Below are 26715 nucleotides of genomic sequence, written 5' to 3'. Positions count from 1 at the left end.
AAGGCGGCCCGGCGCGGCGTACGGTGAGCTCATGGACCGTACGCAGGACTGGGGTCAGGACCGCGACGAGTTCCGGCTGCGCGGCGGCGTCGACGGCCACAGCGACCCGTCCGGGCACCCCGACCATCTGCAGGAGCAGGCCCGCGCCATGCTGGCGACGGCGCTGGAGGAGGCGCGCGCCGGGCTGGCCGAGGGCGGCATCCCGATCGGCGCGGCGCTGTACGGGCCGGACGGCGCGCTGCTGGGCCGCGGCCGCAACCGCCGGGTCCAGGACGGTGATCCCTCACTGCACGCGGAGACGGCGGCCTTCCGCGCGGCCGGCCGGCAGCGCGGCTACCGCGGTACGACGATGGTCACCACCCTCTCCCCCTGCTGGTACTGCAGCGGCCTGGTCCGCCAGTTCGGGATCTCGCGGGTGGTGATCGGCGAGGCCCGGACGTTCCACGGCGGGCATGACTGGCTCGCCCGGCACGGTGTGCGGATCGTCGTGCTGGACGACCCCGAGTGCGCGCGGATGATGCGCGACTTCATCGAGGCGCGGCCGGCGCTGTGGCGTGAGGACATCGGGGGCGGGTGAGCGCCAGGCCCGGCGGGCCCGGGAATTGGGTGGCCGCGGGGCCGGGCGTCCGCCAGGATGGCGCGCCATGAGCAGCACCGGTTCCGACGTCCCCGTACGGGTTTCCCCGCACTCCACCGCACCGCACCACCCGGCCGCGCCGGACCCGGACGCGCCGCACGGCGAGCCGTACCGCCGGATCCGCGCCCGGTACACCGAACGGACCGTCACGGTCTATCAGGCATACGCTCCCGCGCTGGGCCTCCCGGCGGCGCGCGACGGCCGGTTTCCCGCGGCGTGGAAGCGGGAGCGGATGACGTGGATCAAGCCGTCGTTCCTGTGGATGATGTACCGCTGCGGATGGGGCACCAAGGCCGACCAGGAGACCGTGCTGGCCGTCGAGATCGACCGGGCCGGCTTCGACTGGGCGCTGCGCAACGCCTGTCTGTCGCACTACGACCCCGGCGAGCACGCCGACCGCGACGACTTCGGACAGCGGCTGAAGGGCTCACCGGCACGGGTGCAGTGGGATCCGGAGCGCGATCTGCGGCTGCGGCCGCTGCCGTACCGTTCGCTGCAGCTGGGGCTGGCCGGTGAGGCGTCGCGGCGGTACGCGGACGAGTGGACGGTGGCGATCACGGATGTCACGGCGCTCGCCCGCGAGGTCCATGCCCGGGTGCGCTCGGGGGACCTGGCGGCGGCCGCCGCGCTGCTGCCCGAGGAGCGCCCGTACCCGGCGCCCGAGGGGACGCCGGGTACGGGTGCGGCCGCGGATCAGACTCCCGCGTAGGAGTGCAGGCCCGTCACGAAGATGTTCACGCCGTAGTAGTTGAACAGGTAGCAGACGAAGGCGATCAGGCCCAGCCAGGCGGCCTTGCGGCCCTTCCAGCCGGCGGTGGCCCGGGCGTGCAGGTAGCAGGCGTAGGCGACCCAGGTGATGAAGGACCAGACCTCCTTGGGGTCCCAGCCCCAGTAGCGGCCCCAGGCGGCCTCGGCCCAGATGGCGCCCGCGATGATCGTGAACGTCCACAGCGGGAAGACGGTGGCGTTGATGCGGTAGGCGAACTTGTCCAGCGAGGCGGCCGCGGGCAGCCGCTCCAGGACGGACGCGGCGAAGGCGCCGGGCTGCTTGCCGTCCGGGTCGGCGAGCCTGGCCTCGTAGCGGTCCCGGAAGAGGAACAGCAGGGTGGCGACGGCGCCGAGGTAGAGGGCCGCACCCGAGATGATCGCGCAGCTGACGTGGATCCACAGCCAGTACGAGTGCAGGGCCGGGACGAGCTGGTCGCTGGCGGTGTAGAGCACCGAGACGGCCAGTCCCAGGTCGAGCAGGACGGTGGTGACCAGGGGCAGGCCGATCCAGCGGACGTTCTTCTTGAGCGCGAGCAGCAGCAGGTAGAGCCCGACCGCGACCGCGGCGAAGGTCGTGGAGAACTCGTACATGTTGCCCCAGGGGGCGCGCTCCACGGACAGGGCGCGGGTGACGACGCCGCCCACGTGCAGGGCCCAGGCCAGGACGGTCAGCGAGACGGCGATCCGCCCGTAGAGGTCGCCCTTCTCCGTGCCGCCGGCGGCGCCGGGGCCGTCGGGGACGTCGCGGCTGCCGGCGGCGGCCTTGGTGATGACCTTGGGCCGCTCCAGTACGGCCGTGCCGCCGCGCTGCTGCGCCGCCCGGGCTGCGGGGGCGGCGGGCGCCGCGGCCGGTGCGGTCAGGGCGGCGGCGGTGCGGCCGACCTTGCTGCGGCTGCCGAACACCCACTCGGCCATGTGCGCGAGGAAGGCGAGCGTGTAGATCGCCATCGCGGAATAGACCAGCAGGTTGCTGTTGTGCGCCATTGTCTCGTTGGCTGCGGCAGCGATGTTCACGCGCGCGCTCCTTCGGAGGGGTCAGCAGGACCGTCAGAGTCAGTGGGCTCCGCGGGGTCTGGGGAGGAGGTGTCGGTCGTGGCGGCGGAGCCCGCGTCGGTGCCGGGGTCCGTATCGCCGCCGGGGACGGCTTCCGGGGCGAGCGGGGCGTCGGGTTCCAGTGCCGCCGCGAGCTCGGCGAGCTCCTCGGGCAGCCGGGCGGACTCGCTGCGGCCGAGGCCGGCCAGCTCGACGACGGTGGTGCCGTCCGCACCCTGTTCGGCCCGCACCCACACCCGGCGCCGCTGGATGAACAGCGAGCCGGCCAGGCCCAGCAGGGCGGCCACCGCGCCGGTCAGCGCGAGGCCGTTGCCCGGCTGGTGGGAGATCTTGAAGCTGGCCCAGCTCTTGACGCCGGTGAACTGGATGCTGCCGTCGCCGTCGGGCAGCTTCATGGTCTCGCCGGGCAGCATCATCTGGGCCAGCGGGCGGCCCTTGGTCTTGTACTGCTTGAGGCCCTTCTTCTCCAGCTGGTAGACGTTCTGCGGCACTCCGGAGGAGACGCCCAGATCGCCGTGGTAGGCGGTCAGCGTCAGCACCGGATAGTCCAGCGCGGGGAACTGGGAGAACATCGAGCCGGAGCCCTTGCCGCCGAACGTCGGCACGAAGAAGCCCTGGAAGCCGAGCTGGTTGCGCTTGCCGTCCTTGGTCTGCGCGCCGGGGACCTTGACCACACCGGTCGAGGTGAAGTTCTTGCTGTCCTGCGGGAGGAAGGGCACCGCGCCCTTGTAGACGACCTTGCCGCGGCCGTCCTTGACGGTGACCTCCGGCGAGTAGCCGTGGGAGAGCAGGTAGACCTTGGAGCCGGCGATGTCGAGGGGGGTGTTCACCTCGATCGCGGTCTTGTGCTCCTTGCCGTCGGCGCCGGAGAAGTACCTGATGTGGGCGCGGAAGACGCGCGGGGTGCCCTTCTGCGGTCCGGTGCGCTCGTAGGTCGCCTCGAACTTGTCGAGGGTGAAGCCGAAGGGCTCCAGGGTGTCGGTGTCGAAGAAGGGGCCCGACTTGAAGTCGTCGTACTGGGTGAGGTTGTTGGCGAAGCCGTCGCCCTCGGTGACCAGCTTGCCGCCCTCGGACTTCCACAGGCTGCCGACGGCGAACGCCACCAGCATCACGATCAGCGCGACGTGGAAGACGAGGTTGCCGACCTCCCGCAGATAGCCCTTCTCGGCGGCGACGGCGGTGCCGGCCCGGTGGGCGCGGAAGCGCCGCTTCTTCAGCATCCGCTGGGCCGCGGCGAGGACCTCGTCGGGGTCCGCGGCGGTGCGCCAGGTGGTGTAGGCGGGCAGCCGGGTCAGCCGGCGCGGGGCGGCCGGCGGGCGGCCGCGGAGCTGTCCGACGAACTGCCAGCTGCGCGGCACGATGCAGCCGATCAGCGAGATGAACAGCAGCAGGTAGATCGCGGAGAACCACACCGAGCTGTAGACGTGGAACATCCCGAGCTTGTCGTAGATGTCGCCGAGGGTGGCGTGGTCGGCCTTGAACTGGTCGACCTTGACGGGGTCGATGCTGGTCTGCGGGATCAGCGAGCCGGGGATGGCGCCGATCGACAGCAGGAAGAGCAGCAGCAGCGCCACCCGCATCGAGGTCAGCTGCCGCCAGAACCAGCGCGCCCAGCCGAAGGGGCCGAGGGAGGGGAGGGTGACGTCCTCCCTGGGCGCGGTGGACAGCTGGGATCCGGCGGCGCCCAGGTCGCCGCCCGGCTCGGGGGTGGAACCGGGCTCGCGGGGGGTGTCGGTCTTGGTGGACATCAGTCAGATCCCAACGGTGGAGCTTTGCGTCCAGCTCTGCAGCTCGGACATCAGGCTGTCCCAGAGGCCGGTGACGAGGAGGATGCCGAGCGCGACCATCATGCCGCCGCCGAGCCGCATCACCCATTGGTAGTGCCGTTTGACCCAGCCGAACGCGCCGAGCATCCGGCGGAAGGCGAGGGCGACGGCGAGGAACGGCACGCCCAGGCCCAGGCAGTACGCCACGGTGAGCAGGGCGCCGCGGCCGGCGCTGGCGTCGGAGAAGGCGAGCGCGCTGACGGCGGCGAAGGTCGGGCCCAGGCACGGCGTCCAGCCGATGCCGAAGAGCACTCCGAGCACGGGCGCGCCGGCCAGTCCCATGGCGGGCTTCATGTGGAAGCGCAGTTCGCGCTGGCCGAAGCGTTGCAGCACTCCGGCGAAGGCCAGCCCGAGCAGGATCATCAGCACGCCCAGGACCTTCGACAGGACGCCCTTGTACGTCTGCAGGGTCTGGCCGAAGAACCCGAAGAGCGCGCCGCCGGAGACGAAGACGGCGGTGAACCCGAGGACGAAGAGGGAGGCGCCGGCCAGCATCCGTCCGCGGCGGGCCTCGGCGAGGTCGGTGCCGGTGACGCCGGTGACGTAGGACAGGTAGCCGGGGACCAGCGGCAGGACGCAGGGCGAGAAGAAGGAGACGAGCCCGGCGAGGAGGGCGATGGGGACGGCGGCGAGCAGAGTGCCGTTGAGGACGGTCTGGTTCTCCGCGACGGCGAGCTGGATCACGTGATCACTTCTCGGCGATCAGCGGGGTGACCATCTTGCGCAGCGCGTCCTCGGTGAGCGGGCCGAGCGAGCGCGCGGCGATCCTGCCGTGCCGGTCGACGGCGATCGTGGAGGGGATGGCCTGCGGGTTGAGGCTGCCCTTGGGGAAGCGCAGCATCAGCTTGCCGGTCGGGTCGTACAGGCTGGGGTAGGGGACCTTGTGCTCGTCCTCGAAGGTGGTGGCCAGCGACTTGTCGGTGTCGCGGGTGTTGATCCCGACGAACTGCACGCCCTTGCTCTTCGTCTCCTTGAAGACCTTGGCGAAGTTCGGCGCCTCGGCGATGCAGGGGCCGCAGTACGACCCCCAGACGTTGAGGATGACGACCTTGCCCTTGTAGTCGGCGACGTCGAGGTTCTTGCCGGTGGTCGTCTCGCCGGACAGTGCGGGCGCCGGTTGCCGGTCGCCGGGCTTGACGGTGTCGATGCCGTCCTTGCCCTGGACGAACCGGGTCTGCGCGGAGCCGCCGGAGGCGCCGTCGCCGCAGGCGCTCAGTGCCAGTGCGGCGGCCGCGGCGCCCGCGGCGAGCAGGGTGGTACGGCGTCGGCGCGCAAGGCGGCGTGGGGCGCGGCTAGCACTCATGTGAAAAGTTTCGCATGGGCCTTTTCCGGATCTTCCGCACCCCCCTCGCCGGGCCGGCCACCGCATCACAGGTGCATGTCAGGCCGTCGAGAGGTAGGCCTTCCAGCCCTCCTTGGGGCGCTGGCCGACGGGGATCTGCTGCAGCTTGTACAGCACCTCGGGGTCCTGGGCGTCGATCCAGTCGGTGAACTGCCGGAACGACACGAGATGGACATCCCGGTTCTGCTCGTTGGCGATGTGTTTGAGCGCCGCCTCGACGGCGTCCATATAGATGCCGCCGTTCCACTGCTCGAAGTGGTTGCCGATGAAGAACGGCGCGCGATTGGTCTCGTAGGCGCGGCGGAATCCGGAGATATATGCGTCGGTGGCCTGCTGCCGCCAGCCCGGGTAGTTGGCGGGCGGGGCCTTGGTGGACCTCCTGGACTGATTGGCGAGCATGTTGTAGTCCATGGAGAGCACCTCGAAAGGGTGACCGGGGAAGGGAATCTGCTGGAGCGGGAAGTCCCAGATTCCCATCCTTTTCTTCGGCCACATCTGCCGGCCGCCGGGCGAGCTGGCGTCATAGCGCCAGCCGAGTTCCTTGGCGATGGGCAGCAGATTGTCCTGGCCGAGCAGGCATGGCGTACGGCCGCCGACGAGTTCCCGGCGGTAGTCGAAGGGCAGCGGTTCGAGATCCTTGAAGCCGGTGTTCGTGCGCCATCTGGTGACGAAGTCCATCACCTGGTCGATCTCCGACTGCCATTCCTCGGGGGTCCAGTGCCTGACGGCGCCCGAGCCGCTGCAGAAGTGGCCGTTGAAGTGGGTGCCGACCTCGTGGCCGTCCAGCCAGGCCTGGCGGACGTGCTTCAGCGTCTCCTTGATGTGCTCGTCGCTGAGGTAGCCGATGTCGGAGGCGCCGCGCCGGTTGCCCGGGGGCTCGTAGAGGTGTTTTTGGGATTCCGGCAGGAGATAGAGCCCGGACAGGAAGAAGGTCATGGCCGCGCCGTGGTCCTTGGCGAGTTTGAGAAAGCGGGGAAAGAGGCCGTTGCCGACCTCTCCCGCACCGTCCCAGGAGAAGACCACGAACTGCGGAGGGGTCTGTCCGGGTTCCAGCCGTTCGGGTGTTTTCGGTTGATGGGGCTGTGGCCCATATATCGCTGTCGAGCCGTCACCGATGAGCTGGGGGCGGGCCTGGACGGAGTTCTTCGCCTTCTGCCTGTCCGCGCCCGAGCCCGACGAGGTGCAGCCGGCGACGCCCAGCGCCGCGGCCGCACCAACTCCCATACTCAACAGGTTTCGTCGACTGATCGCGCGCATACCCTCGACCCCATCCGTGCTCGCCGAACTCAATATCCATATAAACGGACAACTGAGTGAAGGGCATGTCGAGCATCGGGGAACCGAGTTAATCGCTCAGATATTTCATTTTGCCGGCCTCCGGCATTCCGCCAAGTGATGCAGCGTCAGGCCCCGAAAGCCTTGGCCTTTCCCTTGACGGGTTTGGCGCCCGCCAGGAGATGGGAGGGAACCAGGTCGCGCGCCGGCTCGCTGTACCCCACCGAAACGATCTTGTCGCCGTGGAACGTGAACGACGTCAGCGAGGCCAGCGTGCACTGCCGCTTGCGCGGGTCGTGCCACAGCCGCCGCCGCTCCGCGAAGCTGCGGACGATCCAGATCGGCAGCTGATGGCTGACCGCCACCGCCTCGTGCCCGCGCGCCGCGTCCCGCGCCGCACCGAGCGCCGCCATCATCCGTACGACCTGCTCGATGTACGGCTCGCCCCACGAGGGGCGGAACGGGTTGGTCAGGTACTTCCAGTTCCCCGGCTTCTTCAGCGCGCCGTCGCCGACGCCGAAGGTCTTGCCCTCGAAGACGTTGCCCGCCTCGATCAGCCGCTCGTCGGTGGCCAGGTCCAGACCGTGCGCACCGGCGATCGGCGTCGCGGTCTCCTGCGCGCGCTCCAGCGGCGAGGCGACGACATGCGTGATGTCCCGCCCCGCAAGGTGCTCCGCGACCCGGTCGGCCATCTTCCGTCCCAGATCGGACAGGTGGTAGCCGGGCCGGCGCCCGTAGAGCACACCCTCGGGGTTGTGCACCTCGCCGTGCCGCATCAGATGGACAACGGTGATGTCTTCGTGGCTCATGTCGCCCCTCACTCGGTCGCTTCGGCGGCGGCCCGGGCGGCGGCCGGCAGCGCCGCCGCGATCCGCTCCACGGCCTGCGTGTCGTGCGCGGTCGAGACGAACCACGACTCGAAGGCGGACGGCGGGAGGTAGACGCCCTGCGCCAGCATCGAGTGGAAGAAGGCGGTGAAGCGGAAGGACTCCTGCGCCTTGGCCTCGTCGTAGTTCGTGACGTCCCGGCCGGTGAAGAAGACCGAGAACATGTTGCCCGCGACCTGGAGGCGGTGCGCGACGCCCTCCTTGGCCAGCGCGCCGGTCACCAGCGAGCGCAGCTCGGCGGAGACCGCGTCGACCTTCTCGTACGCGGCGTCGTCCAGCAGCCGCAGCTGCGCGACGCCGGCCGCGGTGGCGATCGGGTTCCCCGACAGGGTGCCCGCCTGGTAGACCGGGCCGGCCGGGGCGAGGTGCGCCATGACGTCCGCGCGGCCGCCGAAGGCCGCGGCCGGGAAGCCGCCGCCCATCACCTTCCCGAAGGTCATCAGATCGGGACGCACGCCGTCGATCCCGTACCAGCCGGCCTTGCTGACGCGGAAGCCGGTCATCACCTCGTCGGAGATGTACAGCGCGCCGTCGCCGGCGCAGATGTCCTTGAGCCCCTGGTTGAAGCCGGGCAGCGGAGGCACCACGCCCATGTTGCCGGGCGACGCCTCGGTGATCACACAGGCGATCTCGCCCGGGTGCGCGGCGAACGCCGCCCGCACCGCTTCCAGGTCGTTGTACGGCAGCACGATCGTGTCGCCGGCCTGCGCGCCCGTGACACCCGGCGTGTCGGGCAGACCGAAGGTCGCCACGCCCGAGCCGGCCGCGGCCAGCAGCGCGTCCACGTGCCCGTGGTAGCAGCCGGCGAACTTGATCACCTTGGGGCGGCCGGTGAAACCACGCGCCAGACGGATCGCCGACATCGTCGCCTCGGTGCCGCTGGAGACCAGCCGCACCTGCTCGACCGGCTCGATCCGGGCCACGATCTCCTCGGCCAGCTCGACCTCGCCCGCGCCGGGCGTGCCGAAGGACGTACCGCGGGCGACCGCCTCCTGGACCGCGGCGATCACCTCGGGGTGCGAGTGACCGAGGATCATCGGCCCCCAGGAGCACACGAGGTCGACATACTCACGACCGTCGGCATCGGTGAGGTACGGACCGGTACCGGACACCATGAACCGGGGCGTACCGCCCACGGCCCGGAACGCCCGAACCGGAGAGTTGACGCCGCCCGGCGTCACCGCGGACGCGCGCTCGAACAGCGACTGCGAAACAGGGGCTTCATACGGAAAAGACACTGGGATCCTGACCTGCATAAACGGGGAGGGCGGCGACGCACGGACACGGCCCGGCTGACAACGGTGCGGGAATCCCCGCTTGGACCACCCAAGGTGCCGCGCGGTTCCCGTTCGATCCTTTTTTGATTCCTCTCGCTTCCGACCGGGCGTCAGCCCCCAGTCGTCTGCGAAACTGGGGCGACGTACGAGTAAGTCACGCAAGCAATGGTCTCAGAGGCGCACGGGGGCGTGCGGCCGGGCGTTTCACGCGCCTGCGACGGGGGAGGTCTCTGAGACGATGATCGGGTTGCGCGGCTGGGGCTGCGAGTGGTCGGGTGGAGATATGCATCGCGGTGGCGAACTGGGCGAGGGAACCAATGACCGGGGTCCCGAGCGCGCCCAGCGCGGCCGTCACCGGCGCGAGGAAACCGACGAGAACAAGGGCGGGGACATCAGAGGCGGCCGCATGGGGGTGACGTACAAATACTTCGGCGCGCCCAACGGCGCGACCGCGGCCCGCGTTCCGATCTCCATGCGCCCCGAGGAACTCGGCGGTGACGAGCTCGGTATGGGCGGTATGTTCACCAAGATCAAGCCGGAGACGATGGCCGCCATGGTCCTCACCGGTATAGAGGGCATACCGCTCCATAAGGTTCCGCCGCTCGAACTCGTCGTCCTCCACCCCGACTACGCCGTCGTCAAGCTCCCCATGACCGTGGTCGACCCGCTGCGCGGCGTCGGCGAGGAGTCGGTCGGCGCGGCCGCCTTCATCTGGTCCACCGTCCCCGACCGTGGTGGCCCGCGCGACGCCTTCACCGTCTACCAGCTGCTGCACGAGTGGCAGGACTTCAGCCACCGGCTGCACGAGGCGGGGCATCAGGCGTACTGCCTGGTGTGGCCGTAACGGTTCGGCAGGGCGCGGCGGGCCACGCCCCCTCGCCCCACCGGCCACGGATTCGGCGGGACCGGGTGTGTCTGCGGTCACCATGTGGGGCGCGCCGAGATGCCGCCGTCGACGACGAGATCGTGTCCGGTGATCCACGACGCCATCGGTGAGGCGAGGAACACACATGCGTCGCCGACGTCCTCCGGGCGGCCCAACCGCCCGGTGGGCGCCGCCGCTTCCCAGCGCCGCACCCCCTCCGGCCAGTCCTCCGCCAGGCCGGGGCGCGCGATCAGTCCCGGCGAGACGCTGTTGACGCGGATCCCGTACGGCCCGTACTCCAGCGCCGCCGAGCGCGCGTGCATCACCACCGCCGCCTTGGACGCGCAGTAGTGGGCGTGCCGCGGCGCCGGGCGGTCCGCCTCGATCGAGGCGATATGGGTCACCGAACCGGCCCCCTGCGCGCGCATCACGGCCGCCGCGGCCTGGGTGCAGGCGAAGACACTGTGCACGTTCACATCCGCCACCGCCCGCCAGTCGGCCAGCGACATCCCCGCCAGCTCCTGGGTCGGCTGCACCGCCGCGTTGTTCACCAGCGCGGTCAGCCGCCCGCGCCAGTCGGCCGCCCGTGCCACCAGCCGGTGGCACTCCTCCTCGTCGGACAGATCGGCGCGCAGCGCCAGCGCGCGCCCGCCGCCCTCCTCGATCCGTGCGACCAGTGCGCGGGCCGCGTCGGCGCCCGTACGGTAATGCGCCACGACCTCGGCACCCGCGGCGGCGAACCGCAGCGCGACACCGTGGCCGATTCCGCCCGCGGCGCCGGTGACGAGGGCCACCTGCCCGGTGAGGTCGGGCAGGGCGCGGCGGCCCGGGTCGTCGCGGTCGGTGGGCTCGTCAGGGGTCGACGGCTCCGCGGGGGTCGACGGCTGGGTCATGGTCGGCTCAGCGCGGCGATCCGCGCTGCCTCCTGGGGAAAGCGCGCGGCCAGTTCGGCGGCGTCCCCGTGCTCGTAGTCGGGGAAGGTGAATCCGGGCGCCATCGTGCAGCCGAAGAGCGTCCAGGCGCCGCCGTCGGCGACCTCGGCGGCCATCCACGTACCGGCGGGCACGGTGAACTGCACGTGCTGCCCGCCCAGGACGTCCGGCCCGAGGACGACCGTACGGGCCGAGCGCCCCTCGCCGCCGGAGGAGGGGCCGCCGCCCTCGGCGTGTCCGCCGTCGTCCGGGCGCCCACCGGTGTCGGGGCGTGTGCCGCCTTCGGGCAGTGCGCCGCCTTCGGACAGGAGGAGCAGGGTGAGCGGATCACCCGTATAGAAGTGCCAGATCTCGTCGGTCGGCAGCCGGTGCAGGGCACAGAAGTCACCCGGCCCGGCGGTGAGCAGCATCACGATCGCCGTGCCCTCGGGCCGTCCGTCGGGGCGCGGCGGGCCCGCCCAGGTCTGCCGGAACCGGCCGCCCTCGCGGGGCAGCGGCGCCAGCCCGTAGAACTCGATCAGTGCCTCGGGGAGCCGGTCGCGGGGCGTTCGGTGCGCGTTCATCCGGGCTGGGCCCCTCCCACTCGTCGCCGTCCTTCGGAGGTGATCCACCCTAGGGGCGAAGGCGGCGCCGCGGCGGGCGCAATCGGGCCATGTCCGAGCGCCCGCCGACGGCCCGTCAGCCGACGGGGTCGCGGCCCGTCTCCGCCAGCAGGGCGTCGAGTTCGATGGCGCCGGGCGGTACGGGGACCGGTTCGGCGAAGACGTTCATCTGCCGGGCCGTCGGGGCCATCCGCGCGACCAGCGTCCGCAGCTCGGCCACGCACCCCGCGGGTGCCTCGTACGGCCGTCCGGTCGCCCGCGCCACGTCCCAGGTGTGCACCACGAGGTCCAGCAGCACCATCGCACCGACGGTCCGCGCCGGCAGCCCCATCCCACCGGACACGCCGTCCTCCGCGCCCGGCGCCGCCCAGGCCTCGGCCAGCCGCACCGTCTCCTCGGCGAACCGGTCGGGCCACCGGACCCCGTACCGGCCGAGCCGGTCGGGGGTTCGCGTGAAGTCCGCTTCCTCCTTGGCGGCCAGCGCCTGGAAGGCGACCACGACGTGGAAGAGGTGGTTGAGCAGCGCCCGCAGGTCGTACTCGGCGCAGGGCGTGGGCAGCCCCAGTTGGTCGTCGCGCACCCCGCGCAGCACCGGGAGCGCGGCCCGGGCCGCGGCGTCCAGCAGCTCGCTGATCGGCGGTGCCGTCCGGGGCCCGTCCGCACCGCCCGACTCGGCCGGCGCATCCCGCCCACCCCTGGTGGATTTGTCTTGAATATCCCTGGTGTCCGTCATCTCGATGACGCTACGGGCCGCCGCCGGCCGCGGCTTGAAGAAATGCGACGGGCGGCGCGGTGGCGCTCGGCGCGCACCGCTCTAGGATCCGGGTCATGGCCGCTCCACGGCGCGACACCCGGGGCATCGTCGCCGCCCCGGACCTCCTGGCGCGGGTGCGGTTCCGGCGCCGCTCCCCCGCCGAACCGCTGCGCCCGTTCGTCGAGCACTACTGGCTGATCGACTGGGATCTGCCCGAGCCGTACACCAGCCAGGTCGTGCCGCACCCGTGTGTGAACGTCGTCTTCCAGCGGCACGCCGGCCGGCCCGCCTTCGGCGAGGTCGCGGGCGTCGGGCTGGAGCTGTTCTCCCAGACGCTGGTCGGACGGGGGCGGGTGTGCGGGGTGCAGTTCCGGCCCGGCGGGTTCCGGCCGTTCGCCCCGGAGCGGCCGGTCACCGACTGGACGGGGCGCAGGCTGCCGCTGACCGCGGTCTTCGCCGGGCCGCCGGGCCCGGACCCGCGTGCGCAGGACGCGGGCGCGGCCGATGCAACGCGAGGCGAAGTGCAGTCGACGGCCGCGGATGCCGCGCGGACCGTGGTGGAGCCGGCGGACGAGGACGCCCGGGTCGCCGCGCTCGACGCCTTCCTGGCGCCCCTGCTGGGGGCGGAGCCGCGGGTCCTGGACCACGCCGGCCTCGCGATGCGGCTGGCCGACCGGATCCGGACGGACCGCACGATCCGGCGGGTCGCGGACTTCGCGCGGGCCGAGGGGATGTCCGTACGGGCGCTGCAGCGGCTGTTCGCCGGGTATGTCGGGGTGAGCCCCAAGTGGGTCCTGCTGCGCTACCGCATCCATGAGGCCCTGGAGCGGGCCGCGGCGGACGCGGAGGTCGACTGGGCCGCGCTGGCCGCCGAGTTGGGCTACAGCGACCAGGCACACCTGGTCCGCGACGTCACGGCGACGGTCGGGGTGCCGCCGACCGCCTACCCGCGCTGAAGCGGCCCCGCCCGGGGCCTCAGGGCAGCTCGGCCGTCAGATAGCGCTGGATGGTGGGCGCCAGCCAGGCGACGATCTCGTCGTGGCCGAGGCCGACGGCCGGCGGGAGGTGCAGGACGTAGCGGCACAGGGCCAGCCCGAGCATCTGCGAGGCGAGCAGCGCGGAGCGGACCGCCGCCTCCTCGGGAGCGGGACAGACCGCGCTGACGACCGGGCCGATCTGCTCGGCGAACACGCGCCGCATCCGCTCCGCGCCGGCTTCGTTCGTGGCGCCGACGCGCAGCATGGCGGTCAGCGCCTCGTCGCTCTCCCAGCGCTCGAGGAAGTGGCGCACGAGGCGGGCGCCGAGCTCGTCGTGCGGTACGTGGGTGAGGTCCGGGGCGTGCAGCTCGATCTCGGAGGCGGCGGCGAACAGGCCCGCCTTGTTGCCGTAGTAGCGCATCACCATCGACGGGTCGATGCCCGCCTCCCTGGCGATGGAGCGGATCGTGGCGCGCTCGTAGCCCTCGGCGGCGAAGCGGTCGCGGGCGGCGGCCAGGATCGCGGCCCGGGTCACGGCTGAGCGGGGCTGGGGGCTCCGCTCGGCGCCGGCCGCGGCGTCGCTGCTGGTGAGAGGCGCATGGTCGACCATGCCCACGACTGTAGGCCAACACCCGTTGACATGCCAGCGCGAGGAGTCCTACGCTTGCCAACGAGCGTTGACCAACAAGTGTTGGCACACATGCGTTGACCCGCGTGCGCAGACCCGCACGCGTCGACGTGGTCAGGCAGAGGCGTAGGAGGCAGCAGCCATGAATGCCATCAACCGCAGGCCCGGCACCACTGACAGCAGCAGCACCGGCAGCACCACCGGCAGCGGAAGCGGCACCGACGGCACCGCGGCCCGGTCCGGGCACACGGCCCGCGACGCTGACGTCCTCGTCGTCGGTGCCGGCCCGACGGGACTGCTGCTCGCCGGAGACCTCGCCGAGGCCGGCCTCGCCGTCACCCTCGTCGAACGCCGCACCGAGACGACCAGCAACCTCACCCGCGCCCTGGCCGTCCACGCCCGCACCCTGGAGCAGCTCGACGCCCGCGGCCTCGCCGACGAGCTGGTCGCCGGCGGCCACCCGATCTCCCGTCTCCGCCTCTTCGGCACCGCCACCCTCGACCCCACCCGGCTCCCCTCCCGCTTCCCGTTCGTGCTGATCACGCCCCAGTTCGAGGTCGAGCGGCTGCTGGAGCGCCGGGCCCGGGAGGCCGGGGTGACGTTCCGGTACGACTCCGAGGTGACCGGCCTCGACCAGGACGCGGACGGGGTGACCGTGCGGCTGCGCGGCGCCGGGGGCGGTGGCAGCGCCCGCGCCGCCTACCTCGTCGGCACGGACGGCGTGCGCAGCGCGGTCCGCGAGGCCGTCGGTCTGCCCTTCCCCGGCAGGTCCGTGATCCGCTCGCTGGTCCTGGCCGATGTACGGCTGACCCAAGAACCCCGGTCCGCCTTCACCTTCAACGCCACCGGGGACGCCTTCGCCCTGGTGGCCTCGTTCGGCGACGGCTGGTACCGCGTCATCGGCTGGGACCGCCACCGCCAGGCCGATGACGACGCCCCCGCCGATCTCGCCGAGGTCCGCGAGGTCGCCCGGCTCGCCCTCGGCACGGACTACGGCATGCACGACGCCCGCTGGGTCTCGCGCTTCCACAGCGACGAGCGGCAGGTCCCGCAGTACCGCGTGGGCCGTGTCTTCCTCGCCGGCGACGCCGCCCATGTCCACTCCCCCGCCGGCGGCCAGGGCATGAACACCGGCCTGCAAGACGCCGCCAACCTCAGCTGGAAGCTGGCAGCCGTGCTCCAGGGCCATGCCCCCGCCGCTCTCCTGGACAGCTATCAGACCGAGCGCCACCCCGTCGGAAAGATGGTGCTGCGCAGCAGCGGCGCCATCCTCCGGATCGCTCTGCTGCACTCCGCGCCGGGCAGGGCGGCCCGCGCCCTCGCCGCCCAGCTCCTGAGCCGTCTGCGGCCGCTGGCCCGCCGCGCGATCGGCACCGTCTCCGGCATCGGCATCGCCTATCCGGCCGGGCCGGGCGCCCACCGGCTCGCCGGGCACCGTGCCCCCGACGTCCGCCTCGCCGACGGCGACCGCCTCTACGCGCTGCTGCGCCAGGGCCGGTTCGTGCTCATCGCCCCCGCCGACGAGCCCACCGTCCCCCAGGAGCCGGCGGACGGCGGGGCCTGCCCGCACCCCGCCGACGGCCGCCTCATCCGTGCCACCTGGGCCGGCGATCGCCGTACGGCTCTCCTCATCCGCCCCGACGGCTATATCGCCTGGGCCACCGACGCCACCCACCCCGCCGAACGCGCCGCGGCCCTGCGCGCCGCCCTCGTGCGGTGGACCGGCACCGCACCCGAAGACGGCGGGCCGGGCCCGCGTCCCTCATCGGTCATCCCGACGCCAATACATGCCGCAGATACGCCCGCGGGTCGTTGAGGTAGCGCCGCCAGTGGTCGACGAGCCCCAGCTCCGCCCACTGCACCGACCGCATGCCGTGCTCACCGACCTCGACGATCTCCGCGCCGGGCAGCGCGGTCAGCAGCGGGGAGTGCGTGGCGCAGATGATCTGCGCGCCGCCGCTGCCCAGCTCACTCATCAGCCCGACCAGCTCCAGACAGGAGGAGAACGACAGCGCGGCCTCCGGCTCGTCCATCACATACAGCCCCGGCTGTGTGAACCGCTCCCGGAGAGCCAGCAAGAAGCCCTCGCCATGGCTCATCTCGTCCGGGTGCCGGGACAGCCGCAGCGAGCCGTGCTCCCCACCGAGCGCCTCCAGCGCGGTCTCGGCCCGCAGGAAGAACCCCTTCCGGCGGGTCCGCGGCCCGCGCACCATCCGGCGCCCCTCCCGGGTCGGATCGAACCGCATCAGCCCGCCCAGCAGCGACGCCTCCCGCGAGCTCGCGTACTTGTAGCCCGCCGAGCCGCCGTAGGAATCCAGTCCGAATCCCTCCGCCAACGCCTCGGCCAGCGTCGACTTCCCCGAACCGTTCTCGCCCACCAGAAACGTGACCGGAGCGCGGAAGGCCAGCCCCTCCTCGGCCAGCTGACGCACACACGGCACCGTCCAGGGCCAGCCGTCCTCAGCCGTCCCCTCCCCCTTGGGAACATCCACATAAGCCCGCTCGATCAGCATGCCTTCGAAGCTCTCACACCCCACTGTCAGCCGGCCCGCGCCGGCCCGCGCCCGGCCCCCACCCGTCCTCCTCAAGCTCCCCCATGCTCCTTAGGCTTCCCTCATGCTGATCGCCCGTTCCGCCGCCCTCTTCGCCGTCGCCGCGCTCTTCGAGATCGGCGGCGCCTGGCTGGTGTGGCAAGGCGTCCGTGAGCACCGGGGCTGGGCCTGGATCGGTGCCGGAGTCCTCGCCCTCGGGGTGTACGGCTTCGTCGCCACCCTCCAGCCGGACGCCGAATTCGGCCGCATCCTCGCCGCGTACGGCGGTGTCTTCGTCGCCGGATCACTGGCGTGGGGCATGGTCGCCGACGGCTACCGGCCCGATCGCTGGGACGTCATCGGCGCGCTGATCTGCCTGGCCGGCATGGCAGTGATCATGTACGCCCCCAGGAGCCGCTGACCGCGCCCGCATATCCTGGCCCCGCACGCCCCCGCAGCGGAGGGGGGCGGGCAGGAACCCCACCGCCCCAGGGAGAGCGCCATGACCGCCGAGGCCCGAACCGCCGTCGTCACCGGAGCGAGCAGCGGCATCGGCGCCGCGACCGCGCGGGCGCTGGCCGCCGCCGGCTACCACGTGGTCCTCACCGCGCGCCGCAAGGACCGTATCGAGGCGCTCGCCGCCGAACTCCCGCACGCCCGGGCCTATGCGCTCGACGTCACCGACCGCGCCGCCGTCGACGCCTTCGCCGCCGACCTCGGCGGTCTCCCCTCCGTCGACGTCCTGGTCAACATCGCCGGCGGCGCCCTCGGCGCGGAACCGGTCGCCACCGGCGACCCCGCCGACTGGCGTGCCATGTACGAGGTCAATGTGCTCGGCGTGCTCCATATGACCCAGGCGCTGCTGCCCGCGCTCACCGCCTCCGGCGAGGGCACCGTCGTCGTGCTGTCCTCCACCGCGGGCCACGGCACCTACGAGGGCGGCGGCGGCTATGTCGCCGCCAAGCACGGCGCGCACGTCATCGCCGAAACGCTCCGCCTGGAGCTGTGCGGCGAGCCCGTACGCGTCATCGAGGTCGCCCCCGGCATGGTCAAGACCGACGAGTTCGCCACCACCCGCTTCCGCGGCGACACCGCCAAGGCCGCCAAGGTCTACGAAGGCGTCGACCAGCCGCTCAGCGCGGAGGACGTCGCCGACACCGTCGCCTGGGCCATCACCCGTCCCGCCCACGTCAACATCGACCTGCTGGTGGTCCGGCCGCGCGCCCAGGCGTCCAACACCAAGGTCCACCGCACCTCTTAGGGGTTCTCCGCCCCTGGCGCATCGGGCACGCCCCAGGTGTGTCGTCCGGACGGGGCGAGGGCGTGCGCATATCCGCCGGCCGGAACGATCCGCCGGCAGGACCGGCTCCCCTTCGCCGCGCCCGAGCCGAGCGGCGGCGTGCCCGCCCGCGGCGGAGCGACGGCCGACGCCCTGCCCTGAGCCGGCGGTCCCGCCCGTCGGGTCCCACCGGCCGGCCCACCGGTCAGCCGGAGAAACGGTCAGCCGGAGAGCCGGTCAGCCGCAGCGCCGGTCAACCGGAGAGCCGGTCAGCCGCAGCGCCGCAGCGGCTCAGCGGCTCAGCGGCTCAGCGGCTCAGCGGCTCAGCCCTTCACACACACGACCTGCTTGAGGTGGGCGACCACCTCGACCAGGTCGCGCTGCTGATCGATGACCTTCTCGATCGGCTTGTAGGCGCCCGGGATCTCGTCGATCACTCCGGAGTCCTTGCGGCACTCCACCCCCCGCGTCTGCTCCTCCAGATCCCGCGTGGAGAACCGCTTCTTGGCGGCGTTCCGGCTCATCCGGCGGCCGGCGCCGTGCGAGGCGGAGTTGAAGGACGCGGCGTTCCCCAGGCCCCTGACGATGTAGGAGCCGGTGCCCATCGAACCCGGGATGATGCCGTAGTCGCCGCTGCCCGCCCGGATCGCGCCCTTACGGGTCACCAGCAGGTCCATGCCGTCGTACCGCTCCTCGGCCACGTAGTTGTGGTGGCAGGAGATCACCTCGTCGAAGGTCACCCTGGCCTTCTTGAACTCCCGGCGGACCACGTCCTGGGACAGCGCCATCATGATCTCGCGGTTGTGCTTGGCGTACTCCTGCGCCCAGAACAGGTCGTTGCGGTACGCCGCCATCTGCGGGGTGTCGGCGATGAAGACGGCGAGGTCGCGGTCGACCAGCCCCTGGTTCTGCGGCAGCTTCTGGGCCACGCCCATGTGGTACTCGGCCAGCTCCTTGCCGATGTTGCGCGATCCGGAGTGCAACATGATCCACACCGACTGATCAGAGTCGATACAGAATTCCCAGAAATGATTGCCCCCGCCGAGCGTTCCGATCTGCTTCGCGGCCCGCTCCTGACGGAATTTGACCGCATCGGCGACCCCGTCGAAGCGCGCCCAGAAGTCGCCCCACCCGGCCGTCGACACACCGTGCAGCCGCCCCGGGTCGACCGGATCGCCATGCATCCCCCGGCCCACCGGGATCGCCTGCTCGATCTTCGACCGGAGCCGGGAGAGGTCGCCGGGCAGGTCGTTGGCGGTGAGCGAGGTCCGCACCGCGCTCATCCCGCAGCCGATGTCGACACCGACCGCCGCGGGGCAGACCGCGCCGCGCATCGCGATCACCGAGCCGACCGTGGCGCCCTTGCCGTAGTGCACATCGGGCATCACGGCCAGGCCCTTGATCCACGGGAGCGTGGCGACATTGCGCAGCTGCTGCATCGCGACGTCCTCGACTGTGGCCGGGTCCGTCCACATCCGGATCGGTACCTGCGCACCGGGCACCTCGACGTACGACATAACTTCCTCATTCCCCCGAAAACATGAAAAACGCAAAAGCCGGACAAGATATACGATCTTGGACGCCGGACCGGCGTGCGCGGCAAAACGTGCGATAGACATTGTGTCCATCGGCCGCCGCCCGGCGGCAAGCGCATTTCACAGGGGAAGGAGCCGCGAACGATGCCACGGAAGCCGTTCGTACCCGGCGCCGCACTGGTGGCCGCCGCGGCGCTGGCCGCCGGCCTCACCGGCTGCACCGGCGGCTCCGGCACCGACGGTGGCGCCGCCGACGCGAAGAGCGGTGACGCCACCGCCTCCAGCCAGGCCGCCGAGCCGGGCCGCTACCAGACCCTCCCGGAGGCCTGCGGACTGCCCGCGCGCGGCACCCTGCGCGGCATGCTGCCCGGTGACGGCCAGCACGTCTCGGGCGCCGAGGCCGACAAGCTCTACGGCGGGCAGGCCGACATCACCTACGACACCGACCGCCGGGTCGGCTGCCACTGGACCCGCGAGACCACCGCCGGCACCCGCCATCTGACCCTCGACATCCAGCGCGTGGTCTCCTACGACTCCGCGGTCAGCGATGACGACAAGGCGCAGGAGACCTACGACACCAAGGAGCTGGCCGCACAGATCCCGGCCGGCGCCACCGGCTCGGCGTCGCCGGACACCCCGCCCCCCTCCACCGCGAAGGCGAAGGACGCCGAGGCGAACAAGGTCGGCAAGGCCGGCAAGGCAGGCAAGGTCGATAAGGGCGGAAAGACGGACAAGCAAGGCAAGGCGTCCGAGGCATCCGAGCCGAGCGCGGACCCGAGCGGCTCGACCGCCCCGCGCGTGCTGGACGACCTGGGGGACGCGGCGTTCCTCAATGACAAATTGGTCACGGCGGACTCCGGTGTGCACCGCGACGTCACTGTGGTCTTTCGCACGTCGAACGTCATCGTGACGATCGCGTACGACCAGTGGTCCACGGACAAGGCGATGTTGCCCGACAGCCAGGAACTGCAGGACAAGGCCCGTTCACTGGCCGGCGAGCTGGTCGAGAGCCTCAGCGAATAGTCCGCATTGGGCGAATCGAACCAATCGTCAACCAAAGCCCCCGAACGACCGATTCGCCCTTCCTTTTCATCGACACGAAACGGTCACACACCCCGCCGCGCCGCGTACCGTGCCGTCTAGCCCCGCCCCGTACGCGCGGCGGGGCGGACCGCACGGCCGACCCCACGGCCGGACCGGGCCGAACCGACGACGACGAACAGCGAAGGAACCATGCACCGTTCAGCCAAGCGCCTCGCCAGCCTCCTCACCTGCGCAGCAGTACCGGTGCTGCTCGTCGCCGGCTGCTCCGGCTCGGACAGCGACAGCTCCGGTGACGCCTCCTCCTCCGCGTCCGCCTCCGGCAAGACGAGCAAGCCGTCGCCGACCGTCGAGCCCGCGAAGTACAAGCAGCTGCCGAACCCGTGCGAGGCGTTCGCCAAGGGCACCATCAAGAAGATGCTGCCCAAGGTGAAGGACGCCTCCGGCGAGCAGGGCAAGTCCACGGACAACTCCGTGCACGGCACCTGCTCCTGGAACAGCTCCGACGAGCAGGGCGTCGACGGCACCCAGTTCCGCTGGCTGGACATCGGCTACCAGCGCTACGGCTCCGAGCCGGGCGTCGGCTCCGCCGAGAAGCGGGCCACGGAGTTCTACACCAAGCAGGTCTCCGCCGGCCAGGCCGTCAAGGGCGCCAAGAAGCTGAAGACGGTCAAGACGTCCGGCACCGGCGACGACTCCACCGCGATCACCTACGACGTGAAGAAGGAGGGCAACGACTTCAGGAACACGACGATCGTCGCCCGCCTGTCCAACATCGTCGTCACCATCAACTACAACGGCGCGGGCCTGGCCGGTGCGGACACCCCCAAGGCCGAGGACCTGCTCAAGAAGGCCCAGGCCGCCGCCAAGGAAGCGGTCACCGCCGCCGCCAAGGCGAACGCCTGACGCACCGCCCGGCCGCTCGGCCACCCAGGGCCCGCACCGATGCACGGTGCGGGCCCTGCGCGCATCCCGTCCGCGTGCGGGTCACCGTGTGCCGTCACCCACGTCGGCGGGTTCCTCACCGCGGCGCCGCAGGCGGGTGACCGCCCGGCCTGCCTGCCGCAAGAGCCCAATCGTGACCCGGCCCCCGCCATACCGCCACCCGCCCGCCCGTACGCGTGTGCCAGGCTGTCGCTCGCAAAAGACCGACGAGGAGGGGTTCTCGGGTGGCCGAGCCACTGAAGCTGACGCGCACGCACCGGATACTCATCGGGGTCGTCATCACCGGCGCGGTGGTCATCGCCGGCATCGGCTTCGCCGGCTCCTACGCGGCCGTACGCGAACTGGCCATCAAGAAGGGCTTCGGCGACTTCGCCTACTTCTTCCCCATCGGCATCGACGCGGGCATCTGCGTGCTGCTGGCGCTGGATCTGCTGCTGACCTGGATCCGCATGCCCTTCCCGCTGCTGCGGCAGGCGGCGTGGCTGCTGACGGTGGCGACCGTCGCGTTCAACGCCGCGGTGGCGACCGATCCGTTGGGCATGGGCATGCACGCCGTCATCCCGGTGCTGTTCGTCGTCACCGTCGAGGCCGCCCGGCACGCCGTCGGGCGGATCGCCGACATCACGGCCGACAAGCACATGGAGGGTGTGCGCCTCACGCGCTGGCTGCTGTCGCCCGTCCCGACGTTCCTGTTGTGGCGGCGGATGAAGCTGTGGGAGCTGCGGTCGTACGAAGCGGTGATCAAGCTGGAGCAGGAACGGCTCGTGTACCAGGCGCGGCTGCGTTCGCGGTTCGGGCGGGGCTGGCGGCGTAAGGCTCCCGTGGAGTCCCTGATGCCGCTGCGGCTCGCCCGGTACGGTGTGCCGCTGGCGGAGACCGCTCCCGCGGGGCTCGCCGCGGCGGGCATCAAACCGCAAGTACTGCCGACACCGGAGCAGTCCGTGGCGCCCGCTCTGGAGCCGAGGGCCCAGGAACCGGCCGAGGCGCTGCCCAGCCAGTGGTTCGCGGCGCCGCAGCAGGTGGCGTATCAGGGCGACTACGACCCGGACTACGTCCCGGAGCAGGAGCATCAGCCCGCGTACGACGAGCACCGGCAGGTGCCGCCGCGCGAGCAGGTCCCGGTGCCGGCGCCACGCGCTCCGGAGCCCGAGCCCGAGCCGCAGGTCCCGGTGCCGACCGGTGCGGGTGGGACGCGCCCGCTCGGCAAGGGCATCCCGGAGGCGGACCCGCAGCCCGCTCAGGCGCCGGCCGCGGCCCCGACCGATGAGGACCTGTACCAGGTGTTCCGGCGCTCGATAGAGGGCGAAGGCATGCCGACACCGGGCGCGTTCGCGGCGAACCTGGACGCGCAGTACGGGATCCGTATGCGGGCGCGGGAGCTGAACCGCTACATGGACCAGTTCAGCGACCGCCTCAACGCGGAGCTGATGGACGAGCACATCGCCTGACGCGCACGCCGAGTGCCGGACCGTTCCGGCCGGCCCTCAGGCCGCCCCCGGCTCCGCCCGCTTCTGCTTGCGCTTCTTGTCCAGGTCACCCCACACGGCCAGCGCCGCGCCGGCCGCGAAGACGCCCACATAGGCGATCGACGGCAGCTCGACCCAGTGGGGCAGCAGGCCCCAGGCGTGGTCGAAGAACATCTGCCCGATGAAGCCCACCACGCCCTGGATCATGACGATGGAGCCGATGAATCCCCTCATGGCTCCAGCGTGAAGGGTTCGGCCCCGGGGATCGTCCTCCCCGGGGCCGAACCCCTACTCACCCCTGAGTCGCACGCCCGCGCCGGCGTCTACGACTCAGCGGCAACGGCTCGTCGCCGCGGGCTCATCCGCCGAGCAGCTTGCGCACCCGGTCGGCGCCGACGGCCAGCAGCAGGGTGGGCAGCCGCGGCCCGGTGTCCCGGCCGACCAGCAGGTGGTAGAGCAGCGCGAAGAACGCGCGCTGGGCGGCCTTGAGCTCCGGAGTCGGCTTGGCGTCCGGCTCCAGACCCGCCTGGACCTTCGGCACGCCGTAGACCAGGGTGGTCAGACCGTCCAGCGACCAGTGCTCGTCGAGGCCGTCGAGCAGCAGCCGCAGCGAGCCGCGGGCCTGCTCGTCGAGGGTGGCCAGCAGCTCCTCGTCGGGCGCGTCGCGGACGACGGTGCGCTGGTCGGCCGGCACCTGGGTGGTGATCCAGTACTCGGCCCGGTCGAGCCGGGGCCGGGTGACGTCCAGCGAGGTGACCGGGTTGTCGGGGTCGAGGTCGCTGAGGATGCGCAGCGTCTGCTCGTCGTGCCCGGCGGTGATGTCCATGACCGAGGCCAGGGTGCGGTACGGCAGCGGGCGCGGGGTGGTCGGCAGCGGGCCGGCCGCGGTGCCGACGGCCCGCACGTACGCGGCCTCGTCGGCGGGCTGGGCGGCGCCGTCGGCGACCTTGCCGGCCAGCTTGTCCCACTCGTCGTAGAGCCGCTGGATCTCCTGGTCGAAGGCGATCTTGAAGGACTGGTTGGGCTTGCGGCGGGCGTAGAGCCAGCGCAGCAGCGGCGCCTCCATGATCTTCAGCGCGTCGCCCGGGGTGGGCACACCGCCCTTGGAGGAGGACATCTTGGCCATGCCGCTGATGCCGACGAAGGCGTACATGGGGCCGATGGGCTGGGCGCCGTCGAAGACCTCGCGGACGATCTGGCCGCCGACGACGAAGGAGGAACCGGGCGAGGAGTGGTCGACACCGGACGGCTCGAAGACCACGCCCTCGTACGCCCAGCGCATCGGCCAGTCGACCTTCCACACCAGCTTGCCGCGGTCGAACTCGCTGAGCCGGACCGTCTCGCCGAAGCCGCACGCCGTGCAGGTGTAGGACAGCTCGGTGGTCTCGTCGTCGTACGAGGTGACGGTGGTGAGGTCCTTCTCGCACTGCCCGCAGTAGGGCTTGTACGGGAAGTAGCCGGACGAGCCGCCGCTGCCGTCGTCCTCACTCGCCGCGCCGGAGCCCTCGGCGGCCTCCAGCTCGGCCTCGTCGACCGGCTTCTGGGACTTCTTCGCGGGGGACTTCTTCGTGCGGTACTGGCCGAGGATCGCGTCGATCTTCGCCCGGTGCTTCATCGCGTGCAGGATCTGCTCGCGGTAGGCACCGGAGGTGTACTGCTCGGTCTGGCTGATGCCGTCGTACTCCACGCCCAGCTCGGCCAGCGCCTCGATCATGGCGGCCTTGAAGTGCTCGGCCCAGTTCGGGTACGCCGAGCCGGCCGGGGCCGGGACCGACGTCAGCGGCTTGCCGATGTGCTCGGCCCAGGACTCGTCGATGCCCGCGACGCCCGCCGGGACCTTGCGGTAGCGGTCGTAGTCGTCCCAGGAGATGAGGTGGCGCACCGTGTAACCGCGGCGGCGGATCTCGTCGGCGACCAGGTGCGGGGTCATGACCTCGCGGAGGTTGCCCAGGTGGATCGGGCCGGAGGGGCTCAGGCCCGAGGCGCAGACGATCACCGGGGCGGAGGCACCCGATGCGCCCGGTGCGGAAGCACCCGACGTCATTTTGCCCGGGGCGCGGCGCTCCGCCTCGGCAATGACCTCGTCCGCGAACCTGGAGACCCAGTCGGTCTCGGTGCTCTGCTGAGCCACGATCGGCCCTTCCTCTTCCTGGTGGATTCCGGCTGCGCCCTCTTGCGCCGGATGACGCGCAAAAGCCTGACGGTGCCATTCTCCCAGACACCCGCCGTACGAAAATTCAGTGGTAGTGGCGTGGGATACTCCTTGGCAAACCCTTTCCACTCCAACGACACCTCCTCGTAGAAGAGAGTGCAGCTTCATGGCCTCGGTCCCTTCCCTCGCAGCCTCCGTCAACCAGCGTGTCGCGGACGCCCTCTCGGCAGCCCTGCCGGAGGCCGGTGCCGCCGACCCGCTGCTGCGACGAAGCGACCGGGCCGACTTCCAGGCCAACGGCATGCTGGCGCTGGCCAAGAAGCTCAAGGGCAACCCCCGGGAACTGGCGGGCAAGGTCGTCGACGGCATCGACGCCCCCGAGCTGATCAAGGAGATCGAGGTCTCCGGCCCCGGCTTCCTCAACATCACCGTCGCGGACGAGGCGATCGTGCGGACGCTGGCCGCGCGGGCCGCCGACGGCGACCGGCTCGGCGTGCCGCTGAAGGAGAACCCGGGCGTCACGGTCATCGACTACGCCCAGCCCAACGTGGCCAAGGAGATGCACGTCGGCCACCTGCGCTCGGCGGTCATCGGCGACGCGCTGCGCGGCATGCTCGACTTCACCGGCGAGAAGACGATCGGCCGGCACCACATCGGCGACTGGGGCACCCAGTTCGGCATGCTCATCCAGTACCTGATCGAGAATCCCGGCGAGCTGGCCCCGGCGGCCGACGTCGACGGCGAGCAGGCGATGAGCAACCTCAACCGGGTGTACAAGGCCTCGCGCGCGGTCTTCGACTCCGACGAGGGGTTCAAGGAGCGGGCGCGCAAGCGGGTCGTCGCCCTGCAGTCCGGCGACAAGGAGACCCTCGACCTGTGGCAGCGGTTCGTGGACGAGTCGAAGGTCTACTTCTACTCGGTCTTCGAGAAGCTGGACATGGAGATCCGCGACGAGGAGATCGTCGGCGAGTCCGCGTACAACGACATGATGGCGCAGACCGCCCGGCTCCTTGAGGAGTCCGGCGTCGCGGTGCGCTCCGAGGGCGCGCTCGTGGTCTTCTTCGACGAGATCCGCGGCAAGGACGACCAGCCGGTGCCGCTGATCGTGCAGAAGGCCGACGGCGGCTTCGGCTACGCCGCCTCCGACCTCTCCGCGATCCGCAACCGGGTCGTCGACCTGGACGCGACGACGCTGCTGTACGTGGTGGACGTCCGCCAGTCCCTGCACTTCCGGATGGTCTTCGAGACGGCCCGCCGGGCGGGCTGGCTCGGCGACGAGGTCACCGCGCACAACATGGGCTACGGCACGGTGCTCGGCGCGGACGGCAAGCCGTTCAAGACCCGTGAGGGCGAGACGGTCCGCCTGGAGGACCTGCTCGACGAGGCCGTCGAGCGGGCGACCGCGGTCGTGCGCGAGAAGGCCGACAAGGTGGGCCTGAGCGAGGCGGAGATCGTCGAGAACGGTCGGTACGTCGGCATCGGCGCGGTGAAGTACGCCGACCTGTCGACCTCCCCGTCCCGGGACTACAAGTTCGACCTGGACCAGATGGTGTCGCTCAACGGCGACACGTCGGTGTACCTCCAGTACGCCTACGCCCGGATCCAGTCGATCAAGCGCAAGGCCGGCGACACCCGCCCGGCCGCCCACCCCGAGCTGCCGCTGCACCCGGCGGAGCGGGCCCTGGGCCTCCACCTCGACCAGTTCGGCGAGGTGCTCGCCGAGGCCGCGGCGTCCTACGAGCCGCACCGCCTCGCCGCGTACCTGTACCAGCTCGCCTCGCACCTGACCGCGTTCTACGAGAAGTGCCAGGTCGTCAGCGCCGACAACCCCGTCGAGGTGGTCGAGAACCGCCTCTTCCTCGTCGACCTGACCGGCCGCACCCTCCACAAGGGCATGGCCCTGCTCGGAATCCGTACTCCCGAGCGCCTCTGAGGCATATCTC

The 26715-nt window shown here is 71.4% G+C and carries 26 protein-coding genes; 11 read left to right on the top strand and 15 right to left on the bottom strand.

The features are described from left to right. Positions 1-31 precede the first annotated feature (31 nt). Both AC0680_RS13325 and AC0680_RS13320 read left to right on the top strand, forming a co-directional pair. The gene (locus AC0680_RS13325) at positions 32-577 is read left to right on the top strand and encodes a nucleoside deaminase (RefSeq protein ID WP_384441596.1); all 546 of its coding nucleotides are present in this window, start codon (positions 32-34) and stop codon (positions 575-577) included. Positions 578-644: 67 nt separating this feature from the next. Further along, positions 645-1346 carry a DUF4291 domain-containing protein gene (locus AC0680_RS13320; RefSeq protein WP_478627752.1) on the top strand — a complete coding sequence of 234 codons (702 nt, stop codon included), beginning with the start codon at positions 645-647 and terminating at the stop codon, positions 1344-1346. On the opposite strand, the gene ccsB is transcribed toward AC0680_RS13320, so the two are convergent. The 7 genes from ccsB to hemL form a co-directional block, all read right to left on the bottom strand. Then, complete coding sequence (gene ccsB / locus AC0680_RS13315) at positions 1331-2419, bottom strand: c-type cytochrome biogenesis protein CcsB (protein WP_478627750.1); 1089 nt, start codon at positions 2417-2419, stop codon at positions 1331-1333. The genes AC0680_RS13320 and ccsB overlap by 16 nt on opposite strands. After that, positions 2416-4206: a cytochrome c biogenesis protein ResB gene (gene resB / locus AC0680_RS13310; RefSeq protein WP_478627747.1), complete on the bottom strand. Its 1791-nt coding sequence runs from the start codon at positions 4204-4206 to the stop codon at positions 2416-2418. Before resB ends, ccsB begins: the two co-directional genes overlap by 4 nt. A 3-nt stretch (positions 4207-4209) precedes the next feature. Continuing rightward, positions 4210-4968, bottom strand: a complete 759-nt coding sequence (locus AC0680_RS13305; RefSeq protein WP_478627745.1) for a cytochrome c biogenesis CcdA family protein — start codon at positions 4966-4968, stop codon at positions 4210-4212. A 4-nt stretch (positions 4969-4972) separates the two neighbouring features. Then, the gene (locus AC0680_RS13300) at positions 4973-5587 is read right to left on the bottom strand and encodes a TlpA family protein disulfide reductase (RefSeq protein WP_478627743.1); all 615 of its coding nucleotides are present in this window, start codon (positions 5585-5587) and stop codon (positions 4973-4975) included. 78 nt (positions 5588-5665) lie between these two features. Continuing rightward, entirely contained in the window at positions 5666-6883 is a 1218-nt protein-coding gene (locus tag AC0680_RS13295) for a polysaccharide deacetylase family protein (RefSeq protein WP_478627741.1), read from the bottom strand. 146 nt (positions 6884-7029) lie between these two features. Next, positions 7030-7710, bottom strand: a complete 681-nt coding sequence (locus tag AC0680_RS13290) for a histidine phosphatase family protein (protein WP_478627740.1) — start codon at positions 7708-7710, stop codon at positions 7030-7032. Positions 7711-7718: 8 nt separating this feature from the next. Then, the gene (gene hemL, locus AC0680_RS13285; protein WP_384441575.1) at positions 7719-9026 is read right to left on the bottom strand and encodes a glutamate-1-semialdehyde 2,1-aminomutase; all 1308 of its coding nucleotides are present in this window, start codon (positions 9024-9026) and stop codon (positions 7719-7721) included. Positions 9027-9348: 322 nt separating this feature from the next. Here hemL and AC0680_RS13280 point away from each other — a divergent pair, with 322 nt between their 5' ends. After that, complete coding sequence (locus tag AC0680_RS13280; RefSeq protein ID WP_384441633.1) at positions 9349-9909, top strand: hypothetical protein; 561 nt, start codon at positions 9349-9351, stop codon at positions 9907-9909. 77 nt (positions 9910-9986) lie between these two features. Here the strand turns inward: AC0680_RS13280 and AC0680_RS13275 are convergent, their stop codons facing one another. From AC0680_RS13275 to AC0680_RS13265, 3 genes are all read right to left on the bottom strand, one after another. After that, positions 9987-10823, bottom strand: coding sequence for an SDR family NAD(P)-dependent oxidoreductase (locus tag AC0680_RS13275; RefSeq protein ID WP_478627735.1), 837 nt, complete (start codon positions 10821-10823; stop codon positions 9987-9989). After that, positions 10820-11425, bottom strand: a complete 606-nt coding sequence (locus tag AC0680_RS13270; RefSeq protein ID WP_478627734.1) for a cupin domain-containing protein — start codon at positions 11423-11425, stop codon at positions 10820-10822. The genes AC0680_RS13275 and AC0680_RS13270 overlap by 4 nt, the downstream gene beginning before the upstream one ends. Before the next feature lie 115 nt (positions 11426-11540). Then, positions 11541-12197 (bottom strand): TIGR03086 family metal-binding protein, encoded by a 657-nt coding sequence (locus AC0680_RS13265; RefSeq protein WP_478627732.1) that lies wholly within the window; start codon positions 12195-12197, stop codon positions 11541-11543. Positions 12198-12292: 95 nt separating this feature from the next. Between AC0680_RS13265 and AC0680_RS13260 the strand changes: the two genes are divergently transcribed. Next, complete coding sequence (locus tag AC0680_RS13260) at positions 12293-13174, top strand: DUF6597 domain-containing transcriptional factor (RefSeq protein WP_478627729.1); 882 nt, start codon at positions 12293-12295, stop codon at positions 13172-13174. 19 nt (positions 13175-13193) lie between these two features. Here AC0680_RS13260 and AC0680_RS13255 read toward each other — a convergent pair whose 3' ends face one another. Continuing rightward, the gene (locus tag AC0680_RS13255) at positions 13194-13805 is read right to left on the bottom strand and encodes a TetR/AcrR family transcriptional regulator (protein WP_478627728.1); all 612 of its coding nucleotides are present in this window, start codon (positions 13803-13805) and stop codon (positions 13194-13196) included. Positions 13806-13965: 160 nt separating this feature from the next. Between AC0680_RS13255 and AC0680_RS13250 the strand changes: the two genes are divergently transcribed. Then, entirely contained in the window at positions 13966-15639 is a 1674-nt protein-coding gene (locus AC0680_RS13250) for an FAD-dependent monooxygenase (protein WP_478627727.1), read from the top strand. Here AC0680_RS13250 and AC0680_RS13245 read toward each other — a convergent pair. Continuing rightward, a complete protein-coding gene (locus AC0680_RS13245; RefSeq protein WP_478627726.1) occupies positions 15593-16336 on the bottom strand; it encodes an AAA family ATPase in 744 nt (247 codons plus the stop codon). The genes AC0680_RS13250 and AC0680_RS13245 overlap by 47 nt on opposite strands. A gap of 103 nt (positions 16337-16439) precedes the next feature. On the opposite strand from AC0680_RS13245, the gene AC0680_RS13240 reads away from it, so the two are divergent. Next, entirely contained in the window at positions 16440-16775 is a 336-nt protein-coding gene (locus tag AC0680_RS13240) for a YnfA family protein (RefSeq protein WP_399146442.1), read from the top strand. Between the two features lie 81 nt (positions 16776-16856). Next, positions 16857-17615 carry an SDR family NAD(P)-dependent oxidoreductase gene (locus AC0680_RS13235; protein WP_478627724.1) on the top strand — a complete coding sequence of 253 codons (759 nt, stop codon included), beginning with the start codon at positions 16857-16859 and terminating at the stop codon, positions 17613-17615. A gap of 341 nt (positions 17616-17956) precedes the next feature. On the opposite strand, the gene AC0680_RS13230 is transcribed toward AC0680_RS13235, so the two are convergent. Beyond that, a complete protein-coding gene (locus AC0680_RS13230; protein ID WP_478627723.1) occupies positions 17957-19150 on the bottom strand; it encodes an RtcB family protein in 1194 nt (397 codons plus the stop codon). 162 nt (positions 19151-19312) lie between these two features. Between AC0680_RS13230 and AC0680_RS13225 the strand changes: the two genes are divergently transcribed. The 3 genes from AC0680_RS13225 (at position 19313) to AC0680_RS13215 (ending at position 22602) form a co-directional block, all read left to right on the top strand. After that, entirely contained in the window at positions 19313-20191 is an 879-nt protein-coding gene (locus AC0680_RS13225) for a hypothetical protein (RefSeq protein WP_478627722.1), read from the top strand. 210 nt (positions 20192-20401) lie between these two features. Next, positions 20402-21115 carry a DUF3558 family protein gene (locus AC0680_RS13220; RefSeq protein ID WP_478627720.1) on the top strand — a complete coding sequence of 238 codons (714 nt, stop codon included), beginning with the start codon at positions 20402-20404 and terminating at the stop codon, positions 21113-21115. A 263-nt stretch (positions 21116-21378) separates the two neighbouring features. Then, the gene (locus AC0680_RS13215) at positions 21379-22602 is read left to right on the top strand and encodes a DUF2637 domain-containing protein (protein WP_478627717.1); all 1224 of its coding nucleotides are present in this window, start codon (positions 21379-21381) and stop codon (positions 22600-22602) included. A gap of 36 nt (positions 22603-22638) precedes the next feature. On the opposite strand, the gene AC0680_RS13210 is transcribed toward AC0680_RS13215, so the two are convergent. Together AC0680_RS13210 and lysS are read right to left on the bottom strand one after the other, a co-directional pair. Next, positions 22639-22854 carry a hypothetical protein gene (locus tag AC0680_RS13210; RefSeq protein WP_478627715.1) on the bottom strand — a complete coding sequence of 72 codons (216 nt, stop codon included), beginning with the start codon at positions 22852-22854 and terminating at the stop codon, positions 22639-22641. 124 nt (positions 22855-22978) lie between these two features. Continuing rightward, positions 22979-24751, bottom strand: a complete 1773-nt coding sequence (gene lysS, locus AC0680_RS13205; RefSeq protein ID WP_478627713.1) for a lysine--tRNA ligase — start codon at positions 24749-24751, stop codon at positions 22979-22981. Positions 24752-24938: 187 nt separating this feature from the next. Here lysS and argS point away from each other — a divergent pair, with 187 nt between their 5' ends. Further along, positions 24939-26705 carry an arginine--tRNA ligase gene (argS, locus tag AC0680_RS13200; protein WP_478627710.1) on the top strand — a complete coding sequence of 589 codons (1767 nt, stop codon included), beginning with the start codon at positions 24939-24941 and terminating at the stop codon, positions 26703-26705. Positions 26706-26715 lie beyond the last annotated feature (10 nt).

The sequence above is a fragment of the Streptomyces sp. NPDC043738 genome (assembly GCF_056436545.1).
Note: the sequence above shows the minus strand (reverse complement) of the source record. Positions and strands in the feature narration are given on the sequence as shown.